Source organism: Helicobacter cinaedi CCUG 18818 = ATCC BAA-847 (genome assembly GCF_000155475.1).
Classification (GTDB): Bacteria; Campylobacterota; Campylobacteria; order Campylobacterales; family Helicobacteraceae; genus Helicobacter_C; species Helicobacter_C cinaedi.
Map to the genome: position 1 here is coordinate 238,899 of NZ_DS990393.1, position 12,824 is coordinate 251,722.

The 12,824-nt window shown below is 39.0% G+C and carries 11 protein-coding genes; 10 read left to right on the forward strand and 1 reads right to left on the reverse strand.

Annotation, left to right across the window (positions count from 1 at the left end; genetic code table 11):
• Positions 1-877: 877 nt before the first annotated feature.
• From HCCG_RS12615 to HCCG_RS09095, 7 genes are read left to right on the forward strand one after another with little or no spacing between them, the layout of a single operon-like run.
• Positions 878-1,354 carry an NAD-dependent epimerase/dehydratase family protein gene (locus HCCG_RS12615; RefSeq protein WP_002957207.1) on the forward strand — a complete coding sequence of 159 codons (477 nt, stop codon included), beginning with the start codon at positions 878-880 and terminating at the stop codon, positions 1,352-1,354.
• Complete coding sequence (galE, locus tag HCCG_RS11540; protein WP_230197941.1) at positions 1,308-2,267, forward strand: UDP-glucose 4-epimerase GalE; 960 nt, start codon at positions 1,308-1,310, stop codon at positions 2,265-2,267. The genes HCCG_RS12615 and galE overlap by 47 nt, the downstream gene beginning before the upstream one ends.
• 13 nt (positions 2,268-2,280) lie before the next feature.
• Entirely contained in the window at positions 2,281-2,742 is a 462-nt protein-coding gene (locus tag HCCG_RS09075; protein ID WP_002957209.1) for a GtrA family protein, read from the forward strand.
• On the forward strand, positions 2,739-4,583 hold the full coding sequence (locus HCCG_RS09080; RefSeq protein ID WP_002957210.1) for an FAD-dependent oxidoreductase: 1,845 nt from the start codon (positions 2,739-2,741) through the stop codon (positions 4,581-4,583). The genes HCCG_RS09075 and HCCG_RS09080 overlap by 4 nt, the downstream gene beginning before the upstream one ends.
• Positions 4,576-6,192, forward strand: a complete 1,617-nt coding sequence (locus tag HCCG_RS09085) for a glycosyltransferase family protein (RefSeq protein ID WP_014666345.1) — start codon at positions 4,576-4,578, stop codon at positions 6,190-6,192. The genes HCCG_RS09080 and HCCG_RS09085 overlap by 8 nt, the downstream gene beginning before the upstream one ends.
• A gap of 29 nt (positions 6,193-6,221) precedes the next feature.
• Entirely contained in the window at positions 6,222-7,163 is a 942-nt protein-coding gene (locus tag HCCG_RS09090) for a UDP-glucuronic acid decarboxylase family protein (RefSeq protein WP_002957212.1), read from the forward strand.
• 11 nt (positions 7,164-7,174) lie between these two features.
• Positions 7,175-8,164 carry a glycosyl transferase family 90 gene (locus HCCG_RS09095; RefSeq protein ID WP_002957214.1) on the forward strand — a complete coding sequence of 330 codons (990 nt, stop codon included), beginning with the start codon at positions 7,175-7,177 and terminating at the stop codon, positions 8,162-8,164.
• A gap of 87 nt (positions 8,165-8,251) precedes the next feature.
• Here the strand turns inward: HCCG_RS09095 and HCCG_RS09100 are convergent, their stop codons facing one another.
• On the reverse strand, positions 8,252-9,901 hold the full coding sequence (locus HCCG_RS09100) for an L-lactate permease (protein WP_002957215.1): 1,650 nt from the start codon (positions 9,899-9,901) through the stop codon (positions 8,252-8,254).
• Positions 9,902-10,173: 272 nt separating this feature from the next.
• Between HCCG_RS09100 and HCCG_RS09105 the strand changes: the two genes are divergently transcribed.
• The 3 genes from HCCG_RS09105 to HCCG_RS09115 form a co-directional block, all read left to right on the forward strand.
• The gene (locus HCCG_RS09105) at positions 10,174-10,905 is read left to right on the forward strand and encodes a (Fe-S)-binding protein (RefSeq protein ID WP_002957216.1); all 732 of its coding nucleotides are present in this window, start codon (positions 10,174-10,176) and stop codon (positions 10,903-10,905) included.
• Between the two features lie 2 nt (positions 10,906-10,907).
• A complete protein-coding gene (locus HCCG_RS09110; RefSeq protein WP_002957217.1) occupies positions 10,908-12,341 on the forward strand; it encodes a LutB/LldF family L-lactate oxidation iron-sulfur protein in 1,434 nt (477 codons plus the stop codon).
• Positions 12,334-12,824, forward strand: a 491-nt coding sequence (locus tag HCCG_RS09115) for an LUD domain-containing protein (protein ID WP_002957218.1), incomplete at its 3' end; no start/stop codon positions are given. The genes HCCG_RS09110 and HCCG_RS09115, both read left to right, overlap by 8 nt.

Sequence of the window (12,824 nt, forward strand, 5' to 3'; positions counted from 1 at the left end):
TTTTTTGCCAGTATAAGCAAAACTTAGTGTTTCATCATTAAATTAAGATATGCTAAAGATTCTAAAATTTCAGCGTCTTTACCTGTATGTGTTCTTGATATGTCCTTTTCACCCATCTACACATCATAAAGATTAGATTTATAACCCTACATTAAGGGCATAACCCAAGTCAATGATTTCTCCATCAAATCCTCTGCAACCTTATATTGTTTCACTCTCTTGTATAATATTACTTATATGTGAGCAGTTTGCCACAGAAATAAAATTACCTCAATCAATAATGTACCAATTTGATTATGTTTCGCAAACGCTTAAAAGATTAATAATCTGCTCTTACACTTTTCACCAATAATCAATAATATGTGAAATCTTGCGAGAATGAAAGAGTATTTATATCATTGCGTAATTAGAATGTGTGCTAAAAAAATATTGTCATAAACATAAACTGGTAAAAGGATCGTAGATTTGGAAGTTTATTTGTCGCCACTTCTTGTCAATATATGCAAATAAGGTACGCTAAAAACACAACCTTAAACGTGATACAACAAAATCACATACATTGCCACTACTTAGGTTGTAGGGTATGAGCCGTATATCTACGAACAGACTTAGCATGCAACAAAAACCGCACTCGTGCGAAGCGCCAGTCCAAACTTGCAAATTCAAGCCTTTCCTTATCATAAAATATACAATACTTTTTTCTTTTGAATCGTGTTTGTGCAAAAAAAATTCAAAAGAAAAACTTACAAGAAAATCATAGATATAGAAATTTTGCTGATCGAGCAAATATCAATAGACAAAATTAACTTAAGAAACTTTTGCTACAATTGCGTGATTTAACCCAAGTGATGTTTTATTTACAAACAAAAGGATTTCAATGCCAAACAAAAAGATTCTAGTAACCGGTGGGGCGGGATATATCGGCTCTCACGCAAATACCCTGCTCAATACTCTAGGGTTTCAAACCATTGTGCTAGATAATTTAGTCTATGGGCATAAAGAATCTTTACATTATGCACCACTTCCTTTTTCTTATAATAATCCATTCATCGCACCCCCATATTCTCAAAACATAGAATCTAAAACCCCAAAAACGCCAACTGCGGAAGTATCTTGTGATGATTTTCTAAAGAAACTTCGTTTTGTGGGTTGTGAAGCTTTTTTTGCGAGAAGCTACCTAAGCGGTAGTGCCGAAGCAAAAAAAGCAAACTCCTGCAAAAGCACACAAGAGACAACGCAAAATCTAGATTCTAAAACACCCACCACACAGAATTCTGTGCTAGATTTTCTTACACAATTAGAGCGAAATTTTAACGGGGGGGGGGGTAAATACACAGGATTCTCTTCTCTATAACAACCTTAAATCTAACTTAAACTCCAACAATGATTTATCCCGCCAACTTCACACTGCCCACAAAAACACCACTTTTATCCACGCCGATTTAAGCGATAAAGCCACTCTAGATTCTATCTTTAGCACATATCAAATACAAGCGGTTATGCACTTTGCTGCCTTTGCCTATGTGGGCGAGAGTGTCAAAGACCCTAGCAAATATTATTACAACAATGTCGCCAACTCGCTAAATCTCCTAGAATCTATGCGTAAGGCAAATGTCAAAAACATTATCTTTAGCTCCACTTGTGCCACTTATGGACACCCCTTGCACCTACCCATCACAGAATCTCACCCGCAAAATCCCATAAATCCCTATGGCTACTCAAAGCTTGTGGTAGAAAATATGCTAAAAGACTTTAGCCACGCCTATGGGCTAGAGTATGTCATCTTGCGTTATTTTAACGCCGCTGGGGCAAGTATGCTTTTTAACATCGGTGAATCTCATAGCCCTGAGACGCATTTAATCCCGCTTCTTTTGCAAACGGCACTAGGACAAAGGGAGACTCTAAGCATTTATGGCGATGACTACCCTACAAAAGATGGCTCTTGCATAAGGGATTATATCCATATAGACGACTTGGCAAACGCACATATTCTAGCCCTAAAGTATCTCTTAAATGGTGGCGAAAGTGAAGCCTTTAATCTTGGCAATGGATCATGCTTTTCTATCTTTGAGCTACTAGAGTGTGCTTCTAGGCTTTGTGGCAAACAAATCCCCTACACCATAGAATCTAGACGAGAGGGCGACCCTGCTGTGCTTATTGGCGATAGCTCTAAGGCAAAGCAGATTCTAGGCTGGAAGGCACATTTTGCAGATATTGAGACAATCCTATCTTCAGCACTTGCTTGGCATAGCAACCCACGCTATTAAATAAGGGAAGTTAATGCAGTTAATAAAGTATGTTTGTGTCGCTTTTCTAGCCCTATTTGTCAATCTCATCTCAAGGCATTTTCTAAGCTTTTACATAAGCTTTTCAAGCAGTGTGATTATCGCCTATATCTTAGGGCATTTTGTGAATTTCGCCTTATCCGCAAGATATATCTTTTCTCGCAATATTAGCTTAAGACTAGCCTTTATCCGCTTTAGTATTGTGGCTCTTTTTGGGCTACTTATTGCCTTATTTGTGAGTGTGGGGACACTTTGGCTTTTACAGAGTTTTTATACAACTCTGCAGGATTTTATACAATCTTGCCCCTTTTTAGCCCCACACAAAAGCTTCCTACTCCATCAAAAGCATTTAGAGTTTGTAGCCCACATTAGCGGTGTGGGCGTGGGCTTTATCTGCAACTATTTGGGACATAAATATTTTAGTTTTATTAAATTTACAAGAAAGGATAATAAGTGAGACAAAATAAAAAAGTCTTAATCATCGGTGCAGGACCGGCTGGGCTTAGTGCGGCTAGGGTGCTAAGTGAGAATGGATATAGTGTAGAGATTTTTGAGCTAGATTCACAAGTGGGTGGAATGAGTAAAAGCATAGAGCTATTTTCACAGATTGTGGATATTGGACCTCATCGCTTCTTTAGCAAAGATAAACGCTTAAATGACTTTTGGCATTCTCACATAAATGGTGAATATGAGAAAGTCTCACGACTTACTAGAATCTTTTATAACCGCAAGTTTTTCTACTATCCTTTGCGTGGCTTTGACGCGCTTTTCAAACTTGGCTTTGTAGAATCTACCCTTTGTATCCTAAGCTATATTAAAGCAAAAATTAGCCCTTTTAAAGGCGATAGCTTTGAATCGTGGGTGGCAAATGCCTTTGGCTATCGCTTATATAGCATATTTTTTAAAAGCTACACAGAAAAGCTTTGGGGGATAAAATGCAGTGAGTTAGATTCTGATTTTGCCGCACAACGCATTAAAGGGCTTAATCTCTATGAAGCGATAAAATCCGCATTTTTTGGCGGTGGGGGCAAAAAGCATAAGACTTTGGTTGATGAGTTTAGCTACCCAAAAAAGGGCTGTGGCGTGGTGTATGAAAATATGAAGCAAGAGATTATCAAACGCGGCGGCGTGGTGCATTGTGGTGTGGAGGTGCTAGGCATTAAAACGCAGGGCAAAAAGGCGGTAGGTATTCACACAAACAAGGGCGAGTTTAGCGGGGATATTGTGATTTCTACCGCACCTTTTAGGGATATGGTGCTGTCGTTAGAAGAGCTAGATTCTAGTGTGAAAGAAATGGCAGGGAGATTAAAATTTAGAAACACGATTTTAGTTTATGTAGAAGTAGGGGATTTGGCTTTACTAAAGAAACATCGGTTATCGCCGAACGCTTCGATTGTTTTGGGTGAGCATTCACACGATTGCGAAAATTTGGGGGCAGTCATTACCTCTAAGGTAACTCCTACCCCCAAATCCCCGCAAAACGAGCAAAGCCCCACCGCAATTCCTAGAATCCTAGAAGAAGAAAATCAAGCCACAAATGAAAAATCCACCTCCCAAGAATCCTCGTTTGAAAACAACACGAAAAAATCACAAAAAGTGGATTCTAGCACCGCAACAATTCTAAAGCAGTCCGCAAAGGATTCTAGGATTTGCAAAAACGCACAAAATGTAAGCGACTCGTTGGCGGCAGGATTTTGCGATGATTTTGTGGGTTGTCAAGGCAGCGACAAGGGAGCTACCTTATCAGTAGTGGCCGCAGTCGCTGCCTCAGACTCCCGCAAAAGCGCACAAAAGCCAACGCTATTCAAAGATAATTGGATTTATGTGCACAGCAAAGATACCCAAACCGGTAGAATCACCAACTTCGCCAATTGGACTAAAGACTTGCAATGCGGACAAGATTCTGCGATTTTATGCCTTGAGTATTGGGCAAATGATGATGAAGCCTTGTGGAATCTAGATGATAATGCCCTAAGCGAGATAGCAAAAAGGGATTTGCTAGAATCTAAGCTTGTAGCAGACTCTAGCCTTATCAAAAACACCAGCATGCTAAAAATCCACAAAAGCTACCCCGTGTATGAGCGGGGCTATAAAGATAACTTGCATAAAATCTACAAAGCCCTAGATAGCTTTAAAGACTTGTATTTCATCGGGCGAAATGGCAGCTTTAAGTATAACAATCAAGACCATAGCATTCTTATGGGGCTTATGTGTGCGGATAAGATTTTGGGCAGAGAGTGTGATTTGTGGCATATTAACACGGACTATGACTATCAAGAAGGAGGCAAAAGTGAGTAAGCAAAATATAAAAAATAAAGAGCTAAAACAACTTAGTCAAACTCATAATAGGATAAATTATGAGTCGCCTAGAAATTACATTATCGCCATTACTTTAGGCATATTATGCTTTCTGCTAGGATATATCAATCTCCATAATGGGCAGACTTGGAGTGGTGAAGATGGTGGAAATGGGGATTTTTCTCAATACCTTCTCCAAGCTTTTGCCATACTTCAAGGGAATATTGATGAGTTTATTCAAGCAAATCAATTTATGCGGACATATTCATACGATGGAAATGGGCCTATTATCTATCCTTGGGGCTATCCTTTGCTCCTTGCAATGGGAATCAAAATCTTTGGCTTTAACATCATTATGCTGAAATGTATAAACCTTGCTTTATTTTCTCTTTTTGTGAGTGGCTTTTATCTTGTGTGTATCAAGTCCCTATCTAACAAGCTATCTTTTTTAGCCACATTGCTACTTATTTTAAATCCATATTTTTTACACTTTGATAACCGACTATTAAGCGATGTGCCTTTTATGTGTATTGGAATCTTTGGAGCATATCTTATGCATTACTATCTATCCATAACCTCGCATCATCTAAGGGCTAGAGATCTTATTATGGGATTCTATCTTGGCATCATATTTATTATTGCATTTCTTATAAGGAGCAATGGCATTATTTTACCAGTAACTATGGCTTGTGTGCTATTTTTACGCATTGTGCTGCCTTTTGTAAAAAATACAAAACTTATCATTTTGATAAGACCTATCGCCAATACGCTTGCTAACATTTCACTATGGTATATGCTTATTCCCCTTGCTGTATTTGTGCTAGGATATGCCCTTATTAATATGTTTCTTCCAAATGGTGGGGCAGGACACCCATCTATGATGGCAAATGTCATCTCTATAACAAGCATTTTAGGCAATACATTTTATTATCTCAACATATGGCAATACTTCTTTGGTAATATTTTTGGGGCTTTTGGTATGGTTTTAGCCTTTCCATTCTTAGTGTTTGGAATATATATCTCACTGCATAGACATTTTGTATTAATAATATTCTGTGCAGGGATTTTGGCCTTGAATATTATCTGGCCTTTTACTCAAGGTTTGCGTTTTGTATTTATTCTTATACCATTTTGTATTTACTGGACACTTTTGGGCTATGTAGCCATCAAGCCACCAAAAATCATAGCAAATATATGCAAGATTCTATTTATATCTTTGCTTTTGATTAATATCTATTCAAATCTCAAACACGAGTGGATTCCAAACATAAAAAGCAAAGGGATTTTTGACCTACACACATATAGCAAAGATGCCTTACAAATGTATGATTTCATAAAAAATAACACCAAACAAGATGATGTGATAGTATTTTTTGCACCACAAATTCTTTATCTCACAACAAATCGCCTAGCCCTATATCAATATGATGAATGTATCCAAGCCTATGAATGTATGCTCCCAACACTACAAAAAACATCATATGTTTTATTAAGAAATGATGATGACACAAACTCTTGGCTATTGTGGCAACCTTTTTTACAAAAAATATTCCAAACACCCAAACTCACACTTTATCACATTAATTTAGGCTATAATATCAACCCTTAAAATCAAAACTTTTTAATTCAGGAGTTTCAATGCTAAACAAAAAGATTCTAGTAACTGGAGGGGCTGGGTTTTTAGGCTCACATTTATGCGAAAGACTGCTTAATCGCGGCGATGAAGTGCTATGCGTGGATAATCTCTTCACCGGCACAAAGCAAAATATTCTCCACCTTTTATCAAATCCTAGATTTGAGTTTATGCGACACGATGTAACTTTTCCGCTGTATGTGGAGGTTGATGAGATTTATAACCTTGCTTGTCCAGCAAGTCCGGTGCATTATCAGTTTGACCCTGTGCAAACGACGAAAACTTCTGTAATGGGGGCGATCAATATGCTAGGGCTTGCTAAACGCGTGAAAGCAAAGATTCTACAAGCTTCCACAAGCGAAGTCTATGGCGATCCTAAAATCCATCCGCAAGTAGAATCTTATAAAGGCTCTGTCAATCCCATCGGCATAAGGGCGTGTTATGATGAGGGCAAAAGGTGTGCGGAGACGCTATTTTTTGACTATCAAAGGCAGCATAATTTAAACATTAAAGTAATGCGGATTTTTAATACTTATGGTCCTAGAATGCACCCAAATGATGGGCGAGTGGTGAGTAATTTTATCATTCAGGCGTTGCGTGGGGAGGACATCACCATTTATGGCGATGGGAGTCAAACGCGAAGCTTTTGCTATATAGATGATTTGATTAGCGGAATGATTGCTCTTATGGATAGCAAAGATGGATTCTATGGACCGGTAAATATCGGTAATCCACACGAATTTAGTATGCTAGAACTCGCACAAAATGTGCTTGAACTTACAGAATCTAAATCAAAGCTTGTCTTTCTCCCGCTACCCCAAGATGATCCCAAGCAACGCCAACCAGACATAACCCTAGCCAAAAAAGAGCTAAATTTTAGCCCAAAAGTGCAGTTAAAAGAGGGGCTAGAAAAGACGATTGCGTATTTTAAAACACTTCAAGCATAAGGATTTGACCAATGAGAAATAATCGTTTAGCCTATAATCTTAGTGGTATTATGCGTATGCTTTCCCCACGCTTTTTGCTCCCAAGCCGAGAAAAAATTCTACACTCAATTCAAACACGCGATGATATAGAGTATATCAAACAAAGAGTGGATTATTATTGTCAGCTAGATTCTAAAATCACGCTTGATGAAAATGCCAAAAACATTAGCTGTGTGCGGTTTGCTAAGAAAAAGACGATGTATAATTTTGATGCGTATGAATTTACACGCTATTTTCCGCAGGATTTTAGGGCATGTTTTGAATTTGGCGATATGAATTATATCTGCCCCAAACCTTCTATTACAAAATCTCGCCCCACCAAAGCCTATGTGGAATCTCAAAAAACTACTGGGGGGGATAATATCCCACCATTTTCCAACTCTACACTTTTGAATCTTGAGAAAATCCGTCATTTTACTTTTATTAACGATCCCTATACTTTTGCCACAAAGCAAGATAAACTTTTCTATCGCGGTGGAATCTACCAAGCCCACAGGACACAATTTTTTGAAAAATATTTTAACTACCCACTTTGTGATTTAGGACATACCGGACACAAAAGTGTGCATCACGCTTGGCAAAAGCCAAAAATAAGTATTGCCAAACATTTGCCCTATAAATTTCTTTTGTCATTAGAAGGCAATGATGTGGCGAGCAATCTTAAATGGGTGATGAGCTCAAACTCTCTAGCAGTTATGCCAAAGCCAAAGTTTGAAACTTGGTTTATGGAAGGGAATCTAGAGCCAGATATTCACTACTTACAGATTCGTGACGACTACGCTGATGTAGAAGAAAAGCTAGAGTATTGCTTACGCAATCCAAACTTCGCACAAGAGATTATCCACAACGCACATCAATATGTAAAGCAGTTTTTTGATAGAGAGCGAGAAAGTATTATCTCACTTTTAGTGCTAGAGAAGTATTTTTACTACACGGGGCAGATTGATTCACTTAGAATCTAAAGACTCTAAAACTTTTAAAATCCTAATGAAATTATATTTGAAAAATAAAGCTTCCTAAGATTCTTCTTAGGAAGCTTGAAGTTGTTATTAATGATGTAGCGGCACAACATCTGGGATAATTGTCGGCAAAAACATAGCAATAATTGTCGTCCAAATCCCAATGAGAATAATGAGAGCAAGGGAATATTTGAGTGTAAATTTAAATAGCTCAGATTCCCTACCAACTAGCCCAACCGCCACACAAGCAATGGCTATACTTTGTGGGCTTATCATCTTGCCAACAACGCCACCCACAGAGTTTGCCGCCAAGAATAATGCCTCTTTCACGCCAAGCTCTTGCGCTGTGATTTGCTGTAATGTCCCAAAAAGCAGATTTGAGTTTGTATCACTGCCAGTAATAAACACGCCAAGCCACCCAATAACCGGGCTAAAGAAAGCAAACATATCACCTGTTTTTGCAAAAGCTGTCCCCAAAGTCGCACTCATACCGCTATTTTTTGACACAAAAGCAAAGGCAACAACAAGCCCGATTGTAATACAAGGAATAGCCATTTCTTTAAGCGTATCCCAAAAGCATTCTGCCGCATCGCTTGATTTGATACGCAAGAAAAGAATTGTCAAAAATGCCGCAACCAAAATCGCCGTCCCTGCTTGGAGTGCGATAAAATTCACAGGAAGTGCCAAAGAAACAGCCGCACCTTTTGGATCTACGATTGACAAAGCGATATTATCAAAGGCAATTGTTACTTGTGTGTAGTCAAAAATCGCACCTTCTTCAAAAAGAGCCTTAAACCAAGGCTGTGTCCAAATAACAATACACACAATAAGCAACACAAAAGGCAACCACGCCTTGAAAATCTGCCCTACACTCAAGGTGCTTTTCTTAGAGAAATCTTTTTCATCATCAAGCCTAAAAATATTTTTTGGCTGCCAAATACGCAAAAAGAGTGTGGTGCAAAGGAGTGAAACAATCGCAGAAACAATATCTGGCAATTCCGCACCCCAATGATTTGAGCTAAAATATTGTGTCCCTGTGAAACTTATAGCAGCGATCAAAATCGCTGGGAAAGTCTCTCTCACACCCTTAAATCCGTCCATCAAAAATACGATGAAAAAAGGAATTGTCAAGCTCAAAGGCACAAGCATACGCCCAACCATCGCCGCAACCGCATACTGCTCAATACGCACGAGATTTGTCATCGCAATGATTGGAATCCCAACAGCACCAAATGCCACAGGTGCAGTATTGGCAATCAGGCATAGCCCTGCTGCATATAATGGACGAAGTCCCAAGCCCACAAGTAATGCTGCAGTAATCGCCACAGGACCGCCAAAGCCTATCGCACCCTCTAAAAATGAGCCAAAGCAGAATCCTATCAAAATCACTTGGATTCTGTGATCTGGCGTTATAGTGATAACGCTTGATTTAATCACCTCAAATGCACCGGATTTGACAGAGAGTTTATACAAGAAAATTGCCGCGATGATGATCCACGCAATAGGCCAAATACCTTGTGCAAATCCTTGAACAAAACTCGCTCCAACAAGAGAAAAAGGCATATCATAAGCAACAACTGCCAAAACTGAAGCCAACACAACGGTAAGAAACCCCGCTTGATACCCTTTGAGCTTAAAAACTAACAAACACACCAAAAAACAAGCAATCGGCAGAAATGCCACGGCTGCACTTAGCCAAATGCTGTTAAATGGGTCATAGACTTGTTGCCATACTTCCATAATTTAGATTCTCCTTTTTGAAATTTTTAGATATAAAAGCATCGTTTGCTTGGCAAATATTATAAAAAAATTTAACCTTACAAAAATATACTAATAAGAATGTTTTATATGTAAATGTGTAAAATATTCACATTTACACGATTATTATTTGTATATTTGTGTAGAATTGAAACAAAATTAATAAAATAAAAGCAAGTAATTTTTAACCTTTTGTTATTTTAAAGCTCGTTATATATATTATAACTGCTCTATATACAAGGAAGGAGCAAGTGATGCGAGTGTTTTTTTTCTCAACCTGTCTTGGCGGTGTAGCATATGCTGACACCTGTGTTAATGCGATAAAACTTCTGCAAAAAGAGGGCTGCGAAGTGGTTTTCAAAAAAGATCAAACTTGTTGTGCTCAACCAAGCTACAACTCCGGCTATTATGATGAAAGTCGCAAGGTAGCCTTGCATAATATCAATCTTTTTAAGGGTGAAGAGCCAATTATCGTGCCTTCTGGCTCTTGTGCAGGAATGATGAGAGAGGATTATTTGGAGCTATTTGAAGGCAGAAGTGAGTTTGCTGAAGTAAAGCAATTTTGCCAACGCGTTTATGACTTAGGCGAGTATCTCCACAAAGTGCTAGGCGTGAAATATGAAGACAAAGGGAATACTGTGAAAGTTACTTGGCATAGCAACTGCCACGCTTTGCGGACTTCAAAGGTTGTAGATAGTGCAAAGGCTTTGATTAACTCACTGCAAAATGTAGAGCTTATAGAGCTTGAACGAGAAGAAGAGTGTTGTGGATTTGGCGGAAGCTTTAGTGTCAAAGAGCCTGAAGTCTCACACGCAATGGTGAGCCAAAAGATTGAAGATATTCTCTCACGCAATGTAGAGTATGTCATCTCTGCTGATGCGGGTTGTCTGCTGAATATTAGTGGAGCATTAAAAAAGCAAAATGCCCAAGTCAAGCCCATACATCTCTATGACTTTTTGGCACAAAGAATTGGACTAGGAGCGTAACTATGAGCTATCAAGGACATCACGATATTGTTAATACCAAGCTTAGTGATAAGCAATTAAGAGTAAATCTTAAGAATGTAATGGATACCCTTAAAACAAATCGCAAGAATCTTATAACCTCACGCTTTATAGATTGGGAAGAGCTACGCGAAAAAGGCAAAGCACTCAAACAAAAGACATTATCACGGCTTGATGTTTTATTAGAGCGATTTGAGCAAAATGCAAGTAAAAATGGCTTTATTATCCACTGGGCGAGTGATAGCAAGGAAGCAAATGAGATTATCTACTCGCTTATGAAAGAAAAGGGCGTAACTAAGATTCTAAAAGGTAAGTCAATGGCAAGTGAGGAAACCCACTTAAACGCCTTTTTAAAGCAAAAGGGGCTAGATCCTATTGAAACAGATTTGGGTGAGCTTATCATTCAGCTTATAGATGAACCACCTGTGCATATTGTCGCCCCTGCGATTCACAAAAATCGCTATCAAATCGGCGAGATTTTCGCTCAAAAGCTTGGAGCAAATCTAGAATCCGAGCCAGAAAAGCTCAATGAAATTGCTCGTATGCATTTACGCAAAGAGTTTCAAGAATTTAAAATGGGGCTAAGTGGAGTAAATTTTGCCATTGCTGATGAGGGGGCGATTTGGCTTATTGAAAATGAAGGCAATGGGCGTATGAGCACCACTGCGAGTGATATTCATATAGCTATTTGTGGGATTGAAAAGATTGTGGAAAGTTTTGAAGATGCCTCTATCCTTGATGCTTTGCTTGTGCCTTCAGCCACAGGTGCGGCGATTACTTGCTATAACAATATCATCACTTCTCCACGAAAAGAGGGTGAGCTTGATGGACCAAAGGAATTGCATATTATCCTGCTTGATAATAATCGCTCCACAATCTTAAAAGATTCACATTTTTACAAATCCCTTAGCTGTATCCGCTGTGGGACTTGCCTCAATCACTGCCCCGTGTATGATAAAATCGGCGGACACGCCTACCTTAGCACATATCCCGGACCTATCGGGGAAGTCATCTCTCCGCAACTCTTTGGTATGAAAAACTACGGACATATGGTGAATCTCTGCTCCCTTTGTGGGCGATGCTCTGAAGTCTGCCCTGTCAAAATCCCACTTGCCGAGCTTATACGGGATTTACGGAGTGAAAAAGTAGGGCAAGGCAGGAAGAATCTTAAAAACAACGATGGCAGCTTGAAAAATAAGCAAGAGCAGTTTGGTATGACAAAATTTGCCAATCTAGCAAGTAATGGCAGCTCGTGGAGAAGAATGTTAAGTTTAGCTGGTTTTTTTGCTCCACTTGCAAAGCCCTTTGCTTCATTTATACCGGGCTTAAAAAATTGGGTAGCGTATAGGGCATTTCCAGAGCTAAGCGGGAATCTCCATAAGAAAGTATCAAAAATGCAGGGGGTGATTTATGAGTAGGCAAAGTATTTTAAGCAATGTCAAGGCTTCGTTACAAGAGAATAAGATTCAAGCACAATTCCCAAACTACGCAAACCCTATGAAACGCACAAATGATGATAAAGTGCAGGAATACATCGCGTGGCAGGGGGCAAACAAAGCCATTGTGATAGAATCTAGCCAAGAGAGCTTAGCACAGGATATTTACAAAGCACTCGCAGAATCTCAAGCAAAAAATGTCCTTTACAACCCAAACATTGACATTAATCCACAAAGCTTAAAAGCACTTGATACGCAAGATTCTATGCAGTTTGTGGCATATGAAAAAAGCGTTGATGAGCAAAGGGCAAATCTCTTTGCTTTTGATACTTCAATCGTGCAGGCAAGCTGTGGCGTGGCAAATCTAGGCGTCATCGGCGTGGCTTCAAGTGTAAAAGCCCCTCGCCTTTCTTCACTCATCACACGCACTTGTATTGCTTTGCTTAAAAAGCAAGATGTTGTAGA